14 protein-coding genes and 1 pseudogene are annotated in these 18,398 nt (G+C 65.1%); 13 read left to right on the forward strand and 2 right to left on the reverse strand.

Going from position 1 to position 18,398, the window contains the following annotated elements; genetic code table 11:
- Nucleotides 1-514, forward strand: a pseudogene (locus tag GTP77_RS28505) (hypothetical protein); the annotation flags it as partial.
- Nucleotides 515-626: 112 nt separating this feature from the next.
- Here the strand turns inward: GTP77_RS28505 and GTP77_RS28510 are convergent.
- The gene (locus tag GTP77_RS28510) at nucleotides 627-983 is read right to left on the reverse strand and encodes an FKBP-type peptidyl-prolyl cis-trans isomerase (protein ID WP_161075534.1); all 357 of its coding nucleotides are present in this window, start codon (nucleotides 981-983) and stop codon (nucleotides 627-629) included.
- Nucleotides 984-1,132: 149 nt separating this feature from the next.
- On the opposite strand from GTP77_RS28510, the gene GTP77_RS28515 reads away from it, so the two are divergent.
- The 8 genes from GTP77_RS28515 to GTP77_RS28550 all read left to right on the forward strand — a co-directional run bounded on the left by GTP77_RS28515 (nucleotide 1,133) and on the right by GTP77_RS28550 (nucleotide 13,081).
- On the forward strand, nucleotides 1,133-2,104 hold the full coding sequence (locus tag GTP77_RS28515; RefSeq protein ID WP_161075535.1) for a YVTN family beta-propeller repeat protein: 972 nt from the start codon (nucleotides 1,133-1,135) through the stop codon (nucleotides 2,102-2,104).
- Between the two features lie 7 nt (nucleotides 2,105-2,111).
- The gene (locus GTP77_RS28520) at nucleotides 2,112-2,906 is read left to right on the forward strand and encodes a polysaccharide deacetylase family protein (RefSeq protein WP_161075536.1); all 795 of its coding nucleotides are present in this window, start codon (nucleotides 2,112-2,114) and stop codon (nucleotides 2,904-2,906) included.
- Nucleotides 2,903-3,901: a sterol desaturase family protein gene (locus GTP77_RS28525; RefSeq protein WP_161075537.1), complete on the forward strand. Its 999-nt coding sequence runs from the start codon at nucleotides 2,903-2,905 to the stop codon at nucleotides 3,899-3,901. The genes GTP77_RS28520 and GTP77_RS28525 overlap by 4 nt, the downstream gene beginning before the upstream one ends.
- Nucleotides 3,902-3,911: 10 nt before the next feature.
- The gene (locus tag GTP77_RS28530; RefSeq protein WP_161075538.1) at nucleotides 3,912-4,721 is read left to right on the forward strand and encodes an EI24 domain-containing protein; all 810 of its coding nucleotides are present in this window, start codon (nucleotides 3,912-3,914) and stop codon (nucleotides 4,719-4,721) included.
- A 9-nt stretch (nucleotides 4,722-4,730) separates the two neighbouring features.
- On the forward strand, nucleotides 4,731-5,516 hold the full coding sequence (locus tag GTP77_RS28535; protein WP_161075539.1) for a competence/damage-inducible protein A: 786 nt from the start codon (nucleotides 4,731-4,733) through the stop codon (nucleotides 5,514-5,516).
- Between the two features lie 301 nt (nucleotides 5,517-5,817).
- Nucleotides 5,818-8,970 (forward strand): transglycosylase domain-containing protein, encoded by a 3,153-nt coding sequence (locus tag GTP77_RS28540; RefSeq protein WP_228896575.1) that lies wholly within the window; start codon nucleotides 5,818-5,820, stop codon nucleotides 8,968-8,970.
- 161 nt (nucleotides 8,971-9,131) lie between these two features.
- A complete protein-coding gene (locus GTP77_RS28545) occupies nucleotides 9,132-10,469 on the forward strand; it encodes a TAXI family TRAP transporter solute-binding subunit (RefSeq protein ID WP_161075546.1) in 1,338 nt (445 codons plus the stop codon).
- 125 nt (nucleotides 10,470-10,594) lie between these two features.
- Nucleotides 10,595-13,081 (forward strand): TonB-dependent receptor plug domain-containing protein, encoded by a 2,487-nt coding sequence (locus GTP77_RS28550; protein WP_161075541.1) that lies wholly within the window; start codon nucleotides 10,595-10,597, stop codon nucleotides 13,079-13,081.
- A 54-nt stretch (nucleotides 13,082-13,135) separates the two neighbouring features.
- On the opposite strand, the gene GTP77_RS28555 is transcribed toward GTP77_RS28550, so the two are convergent.
- Nucleotides 13,136-13,594 (reverse strand): rhodanese-like domain-containing protein, encoded by a 459-nt coding sequence (locus tag GTP77_RS28555; protein WP_161075542.1) that lies wholly within the window; start codon nucleotides 13,592-13,594, stop codon nucleotides 13,136-13,138.
- A 282-nt stretch (nucleotides 13,595-13,876) separates the two neighbouring features.
- On the opposite strand from GTP77_RS28555, the gene glnA reads away from it, so the two are divergent.
- The 4 genes from glnA to ntrC form a co-directional block, all read left to right on the forward strand.
- Nucleotides 13,877-15,292: a type I glutamate--ammonia ligase gene (gene glnA / locus GTP77_RS28560; protein ID WP_161075543.1), complete on the forward strand. Its 1,416-nt coding sequence runs from the start codon at nucleotides 13,877-13,879 to the stop codon at nucleotides 15,290-15,292.
- Nucleotides 15,293-15,391: 99 nt separating this feature from the next.
- Nucleotides 15,392-15,883, forward strand: coding sequence for a DUF4124 domain-containing protein (locus GTP77_RS28565; protein ID WP_161075544.1), 492 nt, complete (start codon nucleotides 15,392-15,394; stop codon nucleotides 15,881-15,883).
- Nucleotides 15,884-15,938: 55 nt separating this feature from the next.
- Entirely contained in the window at nucleotides 15,939-17,048 is a 1,110-nt protein-coding gene (gene glnL / locus GTP77_RS28570; RefSeq protein ID WP_161075545.1) for a nitrogen regulation protein NR(II), read from the forward strand.
- Nucleotides 17,049-17,116: 68 nt separating this feature from the next.
- On the forward strand, nucleotides 17,117-18,398 hold a 1,282-nt coding region (gene ntrC / locus GTP77_RS28575), incomplete at its 3' end, for a nitrogen regulation protein NR(I) (RefSeq protein WP_229202405.1).

The following is an 18,398-nucleotide window of genomic DNA, read 5'->3' on the forward strand; positions in this document are numbered from 1 at the left end:
GGCCGCGCGCAAGGTGCGCAAGGGCTGGCGCTGGTCGTGGCTGGAGTGGGGCGCGCTGGCGGCGGTGCTGGCGCTGGGCGTGGGGCTGGGCAAGTTCGGCCTGGCCGACTGGCAGCCGGACCCGCAGGCGCCGCCCAGCGTGGCCTGGCGCGACGGCGCGCTGCTGGCGCAGGGCAGGCTGGCGCTGGCGCTGGACCAGGCGCCGTCCGGCGCGGGCGGCGTGTACGGCGGCACGGTGCGCATCGTGGGCAGCTATGTGGCGGTGGACGGCGGCTATTGCCGCAGCTTTACGGCCAATGGCGGCGCGGGAGCGCAGGGACTGGCGGGGCTGGCGTGCAAGGGAGCGGCGGGATGGAAGCTGCCGGTGCTGGTGCAGTATCCAGCGGCGGCGGACAAGCCTGCCCGCGCCGAATTGCCGGCGGCGGTGCAGGCCGTGGTGGAGCAGCGCAGCAACGGCGCCACGCTGGACGCGGCGGCCGAGCGGGACGCCATGCAGAATGCGTGGCTGCGCTGAGCGGCGGGTTACGGCGCTGCGCGCCTAACCCGCCCTACGCATCCGAAAATATTGGTGGTGCTTATGGGCGTAGGGCGGGTTAGGCGGAACGCCGTAACCCGCCGGGCCGGCGTCACACGCCCAGCAGTTCCACTTCAAAGATCAGGGTGGCGTTCGGCGGGATCACGCCGCCGGCGCCGCGCGAGCCGTAGCCCAGCTCGGCCGGGATGGTCAGCACGCGGGTGCCGCCGATTTTCATGCCTTGCACGCCTTCGTCCCAGCCGCGGATCACCATGCCGGCGCCCAGGGCGAATTCGAACGGGTCGTTGCGGTCCTTGCTCGAATCGAATTTCGAGCCCTTGCTGCCGTCGTCGTTGCGCAGCCAGCCGGTGTAGTGCACGGTAACGTTCTGGCCGGCTTTGGCTTCGGCGCCTTCGCCTACGGTGACGTCGTCGTATTGCAGGCCGGATGGGGTGGTGATAGTGGACATAATGTTCCTTTTGTTGGTTAGCTTAGCCATTAATTGTAGTCGGTGCCGCGCTTCGGCGCTATTCCCCAGCATTATTGTCGCCATTTACGCCTCACCCGATGCGGTTTGCACTTAGAATAGGGTTTTGCTATTCAGAAGCGATTCACGTCATGTTCCGCAGTCTCCGCCGCATCGTATTTTCCAGTGTCTGCCTGGTTTCCGCCCTCAGTTCGGCGCAAGCGAACGTGGTAGTCGTGCTCAATTCGCGCGACGCCACCGTCCAGCTGCTGGACCAGGCCAGCTACAAGACCCTGTCCACCTTCCCAGTCGGCAAAGAGCCGCACCACCTGATGGCCACGCCGGACAACAAGTCCCTGATCGTGGCCAGCTCGGTGGGCAATGAGCTGGTGTTTCTTGATCCCAAGACGGGCCAGGCCCAGCGCACCATCAAGGACATCCTCGATCCTTACCAGATCGGCTTCTCGCCGGACCAGAAGTGGTTCGTGGTGACCTCGCTGCGCCTGGACCGCATCGACATCTACAAGTTCGACGGCAAGAATTTCACGCTGTCCAAGCGCCTGCCGCTGCCCAAGCTGCCCAGCCATATCGCGTTCGACGCGGCCAGCACCATGGCTTTCATCACCCAGCAGGGCAGCGACCAGATCAGCTGCATCGACCTGAAAACCCAGCAGATCAAGTGGACGCTGCCGGTAGGCAAGCTGCCAGCCGGCATTTCGATGACGCCGGACGACAAGCACCTGCTGGTCGGCATCATGGGCAGCGACTACGTGGAAGTGATCGACTGGCGCACCCAGAAGACGGTCAAGAAGATCAAGGCCGGCAACGGCACGCACAACTTCCGCGCGCTGGGCGACGGCCGCATGACTTATGTGTCCAACCGCGTGTCGAACACCATCAACATCATCGACCAGAAGACGCTGGAAAACGTGGGCACCATCAATGTGCCGGGCGGCCCGGACTGCATGGAGATCACCGACGACAAGAAAACCATGTGGGTGACGCTGCGCTGGATCAAGAAAGTCGCCGTGGTGGACCTGGCGACCCGCAAGGTGGTCAAGCTGATCCCGGTCGGCCGCTCGCCGCATGGCGTGTTCTTCGCCAATTCCTCGCCGCGCGTCTGATCCTGCCATGAGCGGCCTGCTGCTACCGGGCGGCGCAGCCGCCCTCATCGCTTCCCTGTTCACGGCCGCCGGCGCGGCGGCCGCGTGCCAGGGCACCATCTACCTCACCTTCGACACCGGCAGCCAGTCCCAGGCCGAGCTGATCGCGCAGACCCTGAACCGGCACCAGATCAAAGCCACCTTCTTCCTCGCCAACGAGAAAACGGTGCGCGGCGACTATTCGCTGGACCCGTCCTGGGCGCCGTTCTGGAAGGCGCGCGTGGCCGAGGGCCATGCCTTCGGTTCCCACACTTTCGACCATGTCTATTGGCTCAAGGACGGCGCGGACGGCAAGCTGCAGGTCAAGCCGCAGTTCGGCGCCGGCGCCGGCAAGGCGCAAAGCTGGAGCCCGGCCCAGTACTGCGAGGAGATCAAGCGCGTCGATAGCCGCTTCCGGCAGCTCACCGGCAGCCATCTCGATCCGATCTGGCGCGCACCCGGCGGCAAGGTCTCGCCGCGCAGCCTGGCCGCGGCGCAGTCCTGCGGCTACGCGCACGTGGGCTGGGCCAAGGCCGGCTTTTCGGGCGACGAGCTGTCCAGCGCGGCCTGGCCGAACGCGGTCCTGCTGCAAAAATCCCTGAACGAACTGCGCGGCGGCGACATCTTCATGGCCCACATGGGCATCTGGTCGCGCAAGGACCCGTGGGCGCCGGCCAACCTGGAACCGCTGATCGCGGGACTGAAACAAAAGGGCTATTGCTTCGCCACGCTGCGCGAACACCCTGACTATGCCTCTCAATTCAAGCGTACTGTAAAACCATGATGCAACTCTTAAGCGACTGGCTGGGCATGGCCCAGGGCTGGTTGTTCGAAACCGTGATCCAGCCTTTCCTGTTCTATGCGGGCCTGGGCGACATCACCGAGGAAGCCTTTGAAGGCACTGAGTGGCTGCTGATCGGCCTGGCCGAGATGGTGCTGCTGTTCCTGGTGCTGCGGCCCATGGAGGCGATGATACCGGTGCATAAATTCACCGACCCGCGCGCGCGCTGGAACGACTTCATCTACACCGCGCTGCACCGCCTCGGCCTGTTCACGGTGGTCATTTTCTTCACGCTGGATCCGCTGCTGGACCACCTGAACGCCTTGCTGCGCCTGGAGAACGTCCATCCCTTCAACCTGGAAAGCCTGTTCCCCGGGATGGGACCGCTGGGCAGCTTCGTGCTGTATCTGCTGCTGCTGGACTTCGTCGATTACTGGTACCACCGCGCCTCGCACCAGTTCAACTGGTGGTGGGGCCTGCACAGCCTGCACCACAGCCAGATGAATATGAATCTGTGGAGCGACGACCGCAACCACGTGCTGGACGACATCCTGCGCGACATCGTCATGGCCCTGGTGGCGATAGGCGTGGGGGTGCCGCCGGCGCAGTATGTGCTGCTGGTGTCGCTGTCGCGCATGGTGCAAAGCCTGCAGCACGCCAATGTGCGCATCCATTTCGGCGCCATCGGCGAGCGCCTGCTGGTGTCGCCGCGCTTCCACCGCATGCACCACGCCATCGGCGTGGGCCACGAGTCGAAAGGCAAGGGCACGCTGGGCGGCTGCAATTTCGCGGTGCTGTTCCCGGTCTGGGACATGCTGTTCCGCACCGCCAATTTCACGCCCGAGTTTGTGCAGACCGGCATCCGCGACCAGCTGCCGCGCACCGCGCCGGACGGCAGCGTGACGCCGGGCCGCGAGTACGGGCGTGGCTTCTGGCAGCAGCAGTGGCTGGGCCTCAAACGCATGGTGCACAACTTCGGCAAGGAGCCCACTGAATGAAGGTTGAACAATGAAGGCGGTACTGAACGCCTACGGGCGCGCGCTGCTGTCCCAGCTGCACGGCAAGATGCTCATGCTGAGCATCGTGCCCTTCCTGCTGTCGGTGGCGCTGTGGGCGGTGCTGCTGTACTTCTGCCTGCAGCCCATGGTGGACTATCTGCACGCGGCCTTTGTCGAGCACGGGCTGTTCGACGCCAGCGGCAGCTGGCTCAACGCGATCGGCCTGGGCGTGCTCAAGACCGTGGTGCCGCCGCTGATCGCCATGCTCACGCTGCTGCCGCTGATGATTTTGACGGCGCTGATCTTCATCGGCGTGGCGGCCATGCCTTTCGTGGTGCGCCACGTGGGCGGACGCCACTATCCGCTGCTGGAGAAAAAGCGCGGCGGCAGCATCGCCGGCAGCGTGGCCGCCGCGCTGGGCGGCTTTGCCATCTTCGTGCTGGTGTGGTTCCTGGCGCTGCCGCTGTACCTGTTCCCGCCGGCCGCGCTGCTGGTGCAGGTGCTGCTGTGGGGCTGGCTGACGCAGCGCGTGATGAGCTACGACGCGCTGGCCGACTACGCCAGCGAGGACGAACGCGCCGAACTGCGCCGCGCGCACCGCTGGCAGCTGATGTCGATCGGCGTGGTGTCCGGCGTGGCCGGCGCCATACCCGGCATGGTGTGGGTGGGCGGCGCCACGATCGCCGTGGTGTTCTTCCCCTTCCTGGCGGCCGCCTCGATCTGGCTGTACGTGCTGATTTTTATCTTCACCGGCCTGTGGTTTGAGTATTATTGCCTGGAGGCGCTGCAGCAGCAGCGCGCATGCACAACAACAGAATAGGGCAGGGCTATGGCTATCGGACTTATCATCATCGGCGACGAGATCCTGTCGGGCAAGCGCGTCGATCAGCACTTCCCCAAAGTGGTGCAGTTGCTGGCCGCGCGTGGCTTGCAGCTGGGCTGGGCCGAGTATCTTGGCGACGATCCGGCGCGCATCACGGCCGCGCTCAAGCGCAGCTTCGCCAGCGGCGACATCGTGTTCTCCTGCGGCGGCATAGGCGCCACGCCGGACGACCACACGCGCCAGGCCGCCGCCGACGCGCTGGGCCTGCCGCTGGTGCTGCATGAACAGGGCAAGCAGAACATCCAGCAGCGCATCCTGCAAATGGGCCGCGAGGCCGGCCAGGCGGTGGACCTGGACTCGGCGGAAAACCTGCACCGCCTGAAGATGGCGGAATTCGCCGAAGGCGCCGCGCTGATCCCCAATCCCTACAACAACGTGGCCGGCTTTGCGCTGGGCACGCACTACTTCGTGCCGGGCTTTCCGGTCATGGCCTGGCCCATGATCGAATGGGTGCTCGACACGCATTACGCCGACCTGTTCAACCGCGAGCCGCGCGCCGAACACGGCGTGCTGGTGTATGAGGCGGCCGAGTCGGCGCTGACGCCGCTGATGGTGGCGCTGGAAGCGCAGTACCCGCGCATCAAGGTGTTCAGCCTGCCCAGCGTGGGCGACGCCAACACGCGCCGCCATATCGAGTTGGGCGTGAAAGGCGAGCCGGGCCAGGCTGCCGAAGCCTATGCGCAGATGTGCGCGGAGCTGGACAGCCTGAAGGTGGAGTACGCGCGGCTGTAGGACGTCATATGACGGCTCAGCGGTATACGTTGTTTTTTTGCGAAAAAGACTGGGCGCAGATCAAATAATCGGCGTGGTAGCCTGTGCGTGCGGGTCCGATGTGGTGCAATGGATAGCAAGAGCGGTACCACTGATACAGCACGGTTTAAGTAATATCATGTCAAGCAACCCTAGCAATAACCGACGTTTCCGCAGGCCCCTTATCGTTGCGCGCGCAGTGCGTAAATTGCGTGCAGGTGCGGCGGCCATCGGCATCCAGCGCCGCAACCGTCTGCGCGTGGTGCCGCAGCCGCAAACCGCCGTGCTGCTGCATGCGCAGGCGGCCGAACCGGAAGCGTCCGAGCCCGGCAAGCCCAAGAGCAAGCGCTCGCGCAACGCCTTCATCCTGTTGCTGCTGGTGCTGCTGTCGCTGGCAATCTGGTGGATGCTGCAGGAAATGCGCACCTCGTCCATGCAGGCCAAGTTCTTCTCCGAACTGGCGGGCAAGATCAGCTACAAGGTCGAGCCCGGCCCGAGCAAAGCCATCCGCTATCCGCACGACAGCCCTTACGACGAGCGCCTGGGCTACGCCAACCTGCCGGACTACCTGGGCAAGCTGAAAGCGCGCGACTACGAAGTGGCGGCGCAGGCGCGCTTCTCGCCCAAGATGGTTGAGCTGGCCGACATGGGCATCTTCGCCACCTACCGCGAGAAAACCCGCACCGGCCTGAATATCGTGGACTGCCGCGCCGAGCCGCTGTTCACCGCCAGCTATCCCGAGCGCATCTACCCCGGCTTCAAGGAAACCCCGACCGCGCTGGTGCAAAGCCTGCTGTTCATCGAGAACCGCGAGCTGCTCGACAACACCTATCCGAAGCGCAATCCGGCCGTGGAGTGGGACCGCCTGAGCAAGGCGGTGCTGGAGAAGTCGGTCAGCGCCGTGGCGGGCGGCCACCGCGCCGCCGGCGGCAGCACGCTGGCCACGCAGATTGAAAAATACCGCCACTCGCCGGAAGGCCGCACCGGCTCGATGAAGGACAAGCTGCAGCAGATGATCTCGGCCACGCTGCGCGCCTACCAGTACGGCCCGGACACCAGCGGCGTGCGGCGCCAGATCGTGGTGGACTACCTGAACACGGTGCCGCTGTCGGCCAAGCCCGGCTACGGCGAAGTAAACGGCATCGGCGACGGCATGTGGGTCTGGTACGGGCGCGACTTCAAGGAGGTCAACCGCCTGCTGGGCGGCAAGATGGACCAGCCGGGCAGCGCGCTGGCCTTCAAGGAGGCCCTCAGCCTGCTGATCGCGCAGCGCCGCCCCAGCTACTACCTGGGCGCCGGCGACGCCGACCTGGAAACGCTGGCCAACAGCCATCTGCGCGTGCTGGCGCAGGCCGGCATCATTACTCCCGCGCTGCGCGACGCGGCGCTGAAGGAACGCCTGCATCCGGCCGCCGGCAACGGCCTGGCGGCGGCGCCCGACATGTCCTTCGTCGAGCGCAAGGCCTCGAATTCGGTGCGCAACCACCTGGCCAATCTGCTGGGCGACAACCGCATGTACAACCTGGACCGGCTGGACCTGAACGTGGTCAGCACGCTGGACGCGCAAGCGCAGCGCAAGGTGACGCAGGTGCTGCGCGACCTGCGCGATCCCGAGATGGCCAAGGCGGCGGGGCTGACCGGCAAAGGCATGCTGGGCAACGGCGACCCGGCCAATGTGGTGTACAGCTTCACCTTGCTGGAAAAAGGCGAGGGCACCAACTTCCTGCGCCTGCAGACCGACAATTTCGACCAGCCGCTGGACATCAACGAGGGCGCCAAGCTGGACCTGGGCTCCACCGCCAAGCTGCGCACGCTGGTGACCTATCTGGACATCGTGGACCAGCTGCACAAGCGCTACAAGGACATGAGTCCGGACCAGCTGCGCAAGCAGGTGCTGGCGCCGCAGGACCGCCTGAGCCAGTGGGCCGTGGCCTACCTGCTCGAGCATCCGTCGGACAAGCGCGGCCTGACCGACATGCTGGCCGACGCCATGGAGCGCAAATACTCCGGCAATCCGGGCGAGGGCTTCTTCACCGGCGGCGGCGTGCACACCTTCGGCAACTTCTCGAAAGAGGACGACAGCCGCATCCTGACCGTGCGCGAAGCGCTGCGCCGCTCCACCAACCTGGTGTTCGTGCGCCTGATGCGCGACGTGGTGAAGTACTACATGTTCCAGGCGCCCGGCTCCTCCGCCTCGCTGCTGGCCGACGCCGATGACCCGCGCCGCGCCGACTACCTGGCGCGCTTCGCCGACAAGGAAGGCAAGGAATTCCTGTACCGCTTCTATTCCAAGTACCGCGGCAAGCCGAAGGCCGAGCTGGACAAGATCCTGGTGGCCAGCATCCGCCCCACGCCGGTACGCCTGGCCAATATCCACCGCACCCTGTACCCGAACGCCACGGTGGAGCAGTTCAGCACCTTCCTGAACGACAACCTGCCGTCGCAGAACGAGATCCAGGACGACCGCGCCGCCAAGATGTACGAGCAGTACGCGATGGACAAGTGGTCGCTGGCCGACCGCGGCTACCTGGCCAATGTGCATCCGCTGGAGCTGTGGCTGGTGGCCTATCTGCGCAACAACGAAAACGCCACCATGGCGCAGGCCGTGGCGGCCAGCGAGAAGGAACGCCAGGAGGTCTACCAGTGGCTGTTCAAGACCCACCGCAAGCACGCGCAGGACAAGCGCATCGCCGGCCTGGTGGAGATGGAGAGCTTCATGGCCATCCACCGCCAATGGAAGAAGATGGGCTATCCCTTCGAGTCGCTGGTGCCGTCCTACGCCACCACGCTGGGCGCCTCGGCCGACCGGCCTTCCGCGCTGGCCGAGATGATGGGCATTATCATCAACGGCGGCGTGCGCCAGAGCAGCCAGCGCATCACTTCGCTGCACTTCGCATCGGGCACGCCGTATGAAACGCTGCTCAAGCGCGGCAAGCCCACCAGCAACGAACAGATATTGTCGCCGGAAGTGGCGCGCGCCGCGGCGGACGCGATCCGCGAAGTGGTGTCGGACGGCACCGCCAAGCGCGTCAAGGCCGCGTTTGTGAAAAGCGACGGCAGCATTATCCCGGTGGGCGGCAAGACCGGCACCGGCGATCAGCGCTTCGACGTGTACGGCGGCGGCGGACGGCTGATCGAGTCGCGTTTCGTGAACCGCTCAGCCACCTTTGTGTTCAATATCGGCGAGCGCTTCTTCGGCAGCATGACGGCCTATGTGCACGGGCCGGAATCGAAGAACTACGACTTCACCAGCGCGCTGCCGGTGCAGCTGCTGGTGGTGCTGGCGCCCAGCCTGATGCCGCTGATCGAACCGAACGCCGCGCCCAAGGCCGGCGTGGTGGCGGCTTCGCTCAACACTGGCGCAGCGGGCGCCAAGCCCTCGCTGGCGCCTGCTGTCGGCGGCGCCACGCCGCCGCTGCGCGCCTGCGGCGGCTGAGTTGGCGGGTTACGGCGCTGCGCGCCTAACCCGCCCTACGAGTCGTTACGTTTGCATGCGTAGGGCGGGTTAGCGCAGCGTAACCCGCCAAACCGCGCGCCCCTTGCATGTTTGCTCATTTGTTGGCATGGTGTAGCCCCATGAAACCCATGCGCCACCACATGACCAAGATCCTCAAGTTCTCGCGTTTTTCCGTGCGGGACCTGATCGTCACCGCCGGTCCCACCATCCTGGCCATCGCCGCCGCCTGCGTGCTGGCCTATGTGCTGGTCGACCCCGCGCCGCCGCGCGTGGTGACGCTTTCCACCGGCCAGGAAAACGGCGCCTACGAAGCCTTCGGCAAAAAATACGCCGACCTGCTGGGCAAGCACGGCATCAAGGTGGTGCTCAAGCCGTCCACCGGCTCCTACGAAAACCTGCAGCGCCTGGCCGCCGGCGAGGCCGACATCGCCTTCCTGCAAAGCGGCACCACCAGCCAGGACGAGGCCGAGCGCAAAGGCCTGATCTCGCTGGGCAGCCTGTTCACCGAGCCGCTCTGGCTGTTCCTGCGCGAGGACGTCAAGGTCAAGGACCTGACGCAGCTGAAAGGCTTGCGCATCAATTTCGGCCCCGAGGGCAGCGGCGCGCCGCGCCTGTTCAAGCAGGTGCTCGAGGCCAATGGCCTGGAGCCGTCCGAGCTCAAGGTCAGCTCGCTGGCCAACACGCCCGCCACCGTGGAGCTGCTGGAAAAACGCATCGACGGCCTGGTGTTCAGCTCCGCGCCGGACGCGCCGCTGATCCAGATGCTGCTGATCACGCCCGGCATCAAGCTGTTCGACTTCACCCAGGCCGAAGCCTACACGCGCCGCCTGCCTTTCCTGACCCACGTGGTGCTGCCGCGCGGGATCGTGGACCTGGGCCGCGACCTGCCGGCCAAGGACTACCACCTGATCGCGCCCACCGCCACGCTGGTGGCGCGCGACGACTTGCATCCGGCGCTGGTGGACCTGCTGGTGCAGGCCGCCAGCACCATCCACAGCGGCGCCGGCTGGTTCCAGCAGCAGGGCCAGTTCCCGTCGCCCAAGTACAGCGAGATCCCGGTGGCGCACGAGGCGGCCAAGTTCTACAAGGACGGCCCGCCTTTCCTGCAGCGCTACATGAGCTTCTGGCTGGCCAATTTCTTCGACCGCATGTGGGTGGTGGTGGTGGCGCTGGGCGCGCTGATACTGCCGCTGTCGAAAGTGGTGCCGCCGCTGTACGTGTGGCGCATCCGCTCGCGCGTGTTCCGCTGGTACGGCCAGCTGCGCACGGTGGAGCAGGCGCTGGCCGCCGCGCCGCAGGAGCAGCGCGCCAAGGTCCACGCCGAGCAGCTCGAGCGCCTGAACGACATCGAGGAAAAGGTGAACCAGATTTCGATACCGCTGTCCTTCGCCGACGACTTGTACGGCCTGCGCAGCCATATCAACCTGGTGCGGCAGCGCATCCTGGGCGCGCACGCGGAGGACGCGCCGGCTGGCTGATCGATACGTAATATTACTTAATTGTTACAGTGGCGCGACAGAGCGGTTGCAATTGTTTTGACTTTACTTTTTTGGCAAGGCGATACTAAGTAAAGCAAAAAAATTCAACCACCTTAGGAGTTGCAATGCAGAGAAATCAAGTACTCGCAGTCGCCATCGCTTCGCTGTTCGCTTCCGGCCACGCCGCCGCGCAATCCGCACCAGCTTCCTCCACTCCTGCAGCAGACAACTCGGCCACCGTGGTCGTCACCGGCACCCGCGTGGCGAACCGCACCGCGCTCGACACCGCCTCGCCGGTCGACATCATCAGCGCCGACACCATCAAGAACACCGGCGTGGCCGAAATCGCGCAGGCGCTGTCGGTGGCGCTGCCGTCGCTGAATTTCCCGCGCCCCGGCCTGGCCGACGGCACCGATACCGTGCGCCCCGCCACGCTGCGCGGCCTGGCCCCGGACCAGACGCTGGTGCTGGTGAACTCCAAGCGACGCCACACGTCCTCGCTGGTGAACCTGAACGGCACCATCGGACGCGGCTCCTCCTCGGTGGACATGAACACCATCCCGGTGGCCATGCTCAAGAATATTGAAGTGCTGCGCGACGGCGCCTCCGCCCAATACGGCTCGGACGCGATTGCCGGCGTGGTCAACCTGCGCCTGCGCACCGACAAGACCGGCGGCGAATTCACCGCCACCTACGGCCAGCGCCGCACCGACTACGACTTCATCGCCGGCGCGGTGCCCACCGGCGCCACCTGGGGCACGGAGACCTCGCGCAAGCGCAACGACGGCGGCACCGCCACCGTCAGCGGCTGGAAAGGCTTCGAGCTGGGCGACAGCGGCTACCTGACCGTCGCCGCCGAATACAAGGACCAGGAGCACACCGAGCGCAGCGGCTACGACGTGCGCCAACAATACCCGCTGGTGAACGGCGCCTTCGACCCGCGCGAGAAAACCATCAACCGCTTCAACGCCTGGTACGGCGAGCCTGAGATGAAGCAGTCCACCATCTTCGCCAACGCAGGCTATGCGCTGGAAGGCGGCGCCAAGCTGTACGGCTGGACCAGCTACCAGAAGCGCGAAGCCAAGTCGGCCGGCTTCTTCCGCCGCGCCCTGCAGGACCAGAACATCATCTCCATCTACCCGGACGGCTTCCTGCCCATCATCGCGCCGGACGTGGACGACTACAGCGCCACCGGCGGCGTGACCTGGCAGGCCGGCGCGTGGGATATGGACGCGTCCATCGGCTACGGCAAGAACAAGATGCAGTACACCATCGAGAACACGCTGAACCGCTCCATCGGCCCGTCCAGCAAAACCGTGTTCGACGCGGGCGGCTTCTGGTACGACCAGCTGACGCTGAACCTGTCCGGCGTGCGCCAGTTCGACGCAGGCCTGGCTACGCCGGTCAACCTGGCGGTGGGCGCGGAAGTGCGGCGCGAAGGTTATAAACTGTTCGCCGGCGAAGCCGATTCGTGGCGCTACGGCGGCCAGGTGCTGGCCAACGGCACGCCGGCGCCTCCGGGTGCGCAGGTCTTCCCCGGCTTCCGTCCGGCCGACGAATCGGACAACAGCCGCAAGGCCTACAGCGCCTACGTGGACCTGGAAGCCAACCTGACCAAGCAGTTCCTGGGCTCGGTGGCCATCCGCGGCGAGCACTTCTCCGACTTCGGCAACAGCGTGTCCGGCAAGCTGGCCGGCCGCTACGACTTCGTGCCCGAGTTCGCGCTGCGCGGCTCGGTGCAGAACGGCTTCCGCGCGCCCTCGCCCCAGCAGCAGTTCTTCACGTCGACCTCGACCAACTTCATCAACGGCGTGCCGTTCGAGATCACCACCTTCAAGCCTAGCCACCCGGCCGCCATCGCGCTGGGCGCCAAGCCGCTGGACGCGGAAAAATCGGTCAACTTCTCGGTCGGCTCTGTGCTGCGCCTGGGCGCGGTGAACGTGACGGCGGACGCCTTCCACATCAAGATCAAGGACCGCATCGTGCTGTCCGAGAATTTGACGGCGGCCAATGTGCGCGACTTCCTGACCAAGCAGGGCTTTATCGGCGTGGGCGGCGGACGCTTCTTCATCAACGGCGTGGACACCACCACCAAGGGCATCGACATCGTCACCAGCTGGCCGGTGCAGACCAACGGCTACGGCAAGCTGGACTTCACGGTGGCGGGCAACTACACCAAGACCGACGTGACCAAGGTGCCTGTGACGGCCCAGCTGGCCGCGCTGTCGCCGGCGCCGGTGCTGTTCGACCGCGTCAACGTGCTCACCTTCACCGACGGCACGCCCAAGACCAAGTTCATCGGCAGCAGCACCTGGTCCTACGGCGACTTCGGCGTGACGGCGCGCGCCACGCGCTACGGCAAGATCCTGGCGCCGGGCACCACGGCCGCGCTGGACTTCTGGATGAGCGCCAAGACGCTGGTGGACCTGGAAGGGCGCTACGCCATCACCAAGAAGCTGTCGCTGGCGGTGGGTGCGGACAACCTGTTCGACCAGTATCCGGACGCCTATCCGGCTGCGCTCAACACGACGGGTAACGCGCCATATTCGAACTACTCGCCGTTCGGCCGCTCGGGCCGCTTCGTGTACGCGCGCCTGAACTACAGCCTGTAAGTCCCGGGCCTGACGGCGGGTTAGGCGCGCAGCGCCGTAACCCGCCGGTGCCGTCTAGGCGCCCAGCCACGGCAGGCCGGCCTTGCACCAGCCACCTGCCTGCTTGCGGTGGCCTTCCGCGTCCTTATCCCCTTCGAAGCCTTCCAGGATGTCGTAGCACTGGGTGTAGCCGTGCTCGGTCGCCAGCTTGGCGGCATGGCGCGAGCGCACGCCGGAGCGGCACAGGAACAGCAGCACGTCGTCTTTCTTCGCCACCGCCCCCAACTGTTCCAGGAAGTGCGGATTCGGCACGCCGCCCGGATAGGTGCTCCATTGGACTGCACCATGCTGGGACTCCGGGATGGCCACCCGGCCCACCCAGTCGCGCTCGGCATTGGTGCGCACATCGATCAGTTTCACTGCGCTGTCCGCGCCCAGCAGCGCGTGCGCTTCGGCGGGCGTGACGGCGCCCGCGTAGGGCAGGGCGGCGTCGCGGCTGCGCGCCCGGGCGAGGATATCGGCAATACTGTTCATGGCACATTTCCCACTTCTGCTGTCAATATTGCGTTTATTATAGTGCCCGATCGTCCATGGAAGTTTTTTTGCACCATGCCGATGCATTTTTCCAAAATGCCAAAATTTCGCACCGTTGAGGTGCATAATTTTGGATATGCACCAACATTGTGCACATAAGCTCATGCGCAAAAGTAGTGCAAGAGGGGAAATCTTCTGGCACGCTTCCTGCTTTAAGGATTGACGAGTTTCAAGCTGCACGCAACAGCGTGGGCTGCCCCACTTTTTCACTAGGAGAGACGCATGGCACTGACCGCCGCAGATGTATTGAAAATGGTACAAGATAACGAAGTGAAATTCGTTGATTTCCGCTTTGCTGACACCCGCGGCAAAGAACAGCACGTCACCGTGCCTGTATCGCACTTCGATATCGACAAATTCGAATCCGGTCACGCCTTCGATGGCTCCTCGATCGCCGGCTGGAAAGGCATCGAAGCATCCGACATGATCCTGCTGCCTGACCCGGCAACTGCGAACATTGACCCGTTCATGGAAGAGACCACCCTGTTCATGCAGTGCGACGTGATCGAACCGTCGGACGGCAAGGGCTACGACCGCGACCCGCGCTCCATCGCCAAGCGCGCTGAAGCCTACCTGAAATCGTCGGGCCTGGGCGACACCGCCTACTTCGGTCCTGAGCCGGAGTTCTTCATCTTCGATTCCGTCAAATGGAAAATCGACATGTCGGGCGCCAAGGTGCAGATCGACTCCGACGAAGCTTCCTGGTCGACCGACAAGGACATCGAAGGCGGCAACAGCGGCCACCGTCCTACCGTCAAGGGCGGCTACTTCCCAGTGCCACCAGTGGACTCCTTCCAGGACATGCGTTCGGAAATGTGCCTGATCCTGGAATCGCTGGGCATCCCGGTTGAAGTGCACCACCACGAAGTGGCCGGCGCCGGCCAGAACGAAATCGGCACCAAGTTCTCGACCCTGGTTGAGCGCGCCGACTGGACCCAGAACCTGAAATACGTGGTCTGGAACGTGGCCCACAGCTACGGTAAAACCGCCACCTTCATGCCTAAGCCTATCGTTGGCGACAACGGTTCCGGCATGCACGTGCACCAGTCGATCTGGAAAGACGGCAAAAACCTGTTCGCCGGCGACGGCTATGCAGGCCTGTCCGACTTCGCGCTGTACTACATCGGCGGCATCATCAAGCACGCCAAGGCGCTGAACGCGATCACCAACCCAGGCACCAACTCGTACAAGCGCCTGGTGCCAGGCTACGAAGCGCCTGTGAAACTGGCTTACTCGGCACGCAACCGTTCGGCTTCGATCCGTATTCCACACGTGGCCAATCCTAAAGGCCGCCGTATCGAAACCCGCTTCCCAGATCCACTGGCAAACCCATACCTGTGCTTCGCGGCACTGATGATGGCCGGCCTGGACGGCGTGCAGAACAAGATCCATCCGGGCGAAGCAGCATCGAAAGATCTGTACCATCTGCCACCGGAAGAAGACGCGCTGATCCCAACCGTCTGCGCTTCGCTGGAAGAAGCCCTGGATCACCTGAACAAGGACCGCGAGTTCCTGACCCGCGGCGGCGTGTTCACCGATTCGATGATCGATGCCTACATCGAACTGAAGATGACCGAAGTCACCCGTATGCGCATGACCACGCACCCGGTTGAATTCGACATGTACTACTCGCTGTAATAGGCGACGCGGCGCCGGCTCCGGCCGGCCTGCAACCAGACGCGAGGACAGCAGCTGCTCTCCTCGCGTTTTTTTTACCGGATGTTGTATAGTCGGGGCATGACTACCTGGAATTTTGCACCTATCGCATTGTTGTTCGCTTCTGGTTTGGCCTCGGCCCAGGGACAGATTTTCCTGTGCGTGGACGCCAGCGGGCACAAGGAGCTGACCGACAGCCGCAAGCACGCCAACTGCAAGCCGCTGGATATCCCGGGCGCGATCCCGGCCCCCGCGCGCCGCGCCGAGAACGCCGCCAGGCCGCGCAGCGCGCCGCCTCCGGCCGCCACGCCGGGCGACTTCCCGCGCGTGGACAGCAGCGAGCAGAAGGCGCGCGACGCCGACCGCCGCCAGATCCTGCAGGAGGAGCTGAACGGCGAGCTGGCCAAGCTGAGCGAGCTGCGCAAGGAGTTCAACGGCGGCGAGCCTGAGCGGCGCGGCGACGAGCGCAATTATGCGAAATACCAGGAACGGGTAGCCAGCCTGAAGGACAGCATCAGCCGGTCCGAGAAGAACGTGGAAGCGCTGAAGCGCGAGATCCAGAATATCCGCTGATATTCTGTTCGGATTCTCCGCCGGCCTTTTCCGCACCACCCCCAAGGGGAGGCACATGAGCATCGTCACCAATATCGCCCGCGCGGCGGCCGCGCTGGCGCGCCCGCAATCGCTGGCCGGGCTGGAGCTGCTGGCTTCGGCCGTGATCCTGCTGGACGCCGAGGGCATGATCAGCTACGTCAACGCCGCCGCCGAGAACCTGCTGGAAAGCTCGGTCAAGGCGCTGTCGGGCCAGAAGTTCGCCGCGCTGTTTTCCAATCCCGACGAGCTGGTCAATATCATCGCGCAGGCGCGCGCGCACAAGTTTTCCGACCTGCGCCAGGACCTGGCGCTGGAGCGTGCCGGCAAGGAGCCGCTGCAGGTGCACAGCATCGTGTCGGCGCTGGACGAGCCGCCGGGCGCCATCCTGATCGAGCTGCGCGAGAACGTGCAGCAGCTCAAGCTGGACCGCGAGGAGCGCATCCTGGACCAGAGCCAGGTCAACAAGGAGCTGATCCGCAACCTGGCGCACGAGATCAAGAATCCGCTGGGCGGCATACGCGGCGCGGCGCAGCTGCTGGAGATGGAGCTGCCGCCGCTGCACCTGGCCGAGCTGCGCGAGTACACCCAGGTCATCATCAAGGAGGCCGACCGCCTGCAGACGCTGGTGGACCGCCTGCTGGCGCCGCACCGCCGCCCGCACATCGTGGGCGACGTCAACATCCATGAAGTATGCGAGCGCGTGCGCAGCCTGATCCTGGCCGAGTTCCCCTCCGGCCTGGCGATACGGCGCGACTACGACGCCTCCATCCCCGAGTTCCGTGGCGACAAGGAGCAGCTGATCCAGACCGTACTTAACATCGCGCACAACGCCGCCCAGGCGCTGTCGCAGCGCATTGAGCAGGGCGACGCCGAGCTGGTTTTGAAGACGCGGGTGGCGCGCCAGGTGACCCTGGCCAAGGTGCGCTACAACCTGGCATTAGATTTGCATATCATCGACAATGGACCGGGTATCGCACCCCAGATCCGCGACCGCATTTTCTACCCGCTGGTGTCGGGCCGGGAGGGCGGCAGCGGTTTGGGACTGACCTTGGCGCAGACCTTTGTGCAGCAGCACATGGGCGTGATCGAGTGCGAGAGCCGGCCTGGATATACGGACTTCAGGATCTTGCTGCCCCTGCCATAAGCGGGCGCGGCGCGATATTGGGGCCGGGTCCCTTGATTGTTGATCCATCCGCGGGATACTGAGAACACATGAAGCCAATCTGGATAGTTGACGACGACGAATCGATCCGCTGGGTACTGGAAAAAGCCTTGGCCAGGGAAAGCCTGGCCACCAAGAGTTTTGCCAACGCGCGCGACGCCATCGCCGCGCTGGAGCATGAGACGCCGCAAGTGCTGGTGTCCGACATCCGCATGCCGGGCGACTCCGGCCTGGACCTGCTGCAGCTGGTCAAGTCGCGCCATCCCGGCCTGCCGGTCATTATCATCACTGCCTTCTCCGACCTTGACTCTGCGGTGGCGGCCTTTCAGGGCGGCGCCTTCGAATACCTGGCCAAGCCCTTCGACATCGACAAGGCCGTCGAGCTGATCCGCCGCGCGCTGGACGAGAGCCTGCGTGAGACGAGCGTGGAGTCCGGCCCGGCCGAGACGCCCGAGATCCTCGGCCAGGCCCCGGCCATGCAGGAAGTGTTCCGCGCCATCGGCCGCCTGTCGCAGTCGAACGTGACGGTGCTTATCACCGGCGAGTCCGGCACCGGCAAGGAGCTGGTGGCGCGCGCGCTGCACAAGCACAGCCCGCGCGCGGCCCAGCCCTTTATCGCGCTCAACACCGCCGCCATTCCGAAAGACCTGCTCGAGTCCGAGCTGTTCGGCCACGAGCGCGGCGCCTTCACCGGCGCCCAGACCACGCGGCGCGGCCGCTTCGAGCAGGCCGAGAACGGCACGCTGTTCCTGGACGAGATCGGCGACATGCCTTTCGATTTGCAGACCCGCTTGCTGCGCGTGCTGTCGGACGGCCATTTCTACCGCGTGGGCGGGCACCAGCCGCTGAAGGCCAATGTGCGCGTGATTACCGCGACGCACCAGAACCTGGAGCAGCGCGTGCGCGACGGCCTGTTCCGCGAGGACTTGTACCACCGCCTGAACGTGATCCGCCTGCGCCTGCCCAGTTTGAGGGAGCGGCGCGAGGATATCCCCATTTTGGTGCGGCACTTCCTGGTGCAGAGCGCCAAGCAGCTGGGCGTGGAAGCCAAGCGCATGAGCGACAGCGCGCTGGCTTTCCTGTGCAGCCTGGACTTGCCGGGCAATGTGCGCCAGCTGGAAAACCTGTGCAACTGGATCACCGTGATGGCGCCGGGGCAGACCGTGGAGGTGAAGGACTTGCCTCTGGAGCTGACCCAGGAGCAGGCGGGCGGCAGCGCAGCCACGCCGGCCAGCCTGGCCGCGCCGGCCGGCGCTGCCCACGAGCCCATGCAGCACCACGGCACGGTGCTGGCGCTGCCGGCCGAGCAGGCGGGCGGGGCGGCGGGTGGCG

Source organism: Pseudoduganella aquatica, from assembly GCF_009857595.1.
In the GTDB taxonomy this organism is placed as follows: domain Bacteria; phylum Pseudomonadota; class Gammaproteobacteria; order Burkholderiales; family Burkholderiaceae_D; genus Rugamonas; species Rugamonas aquatica_A.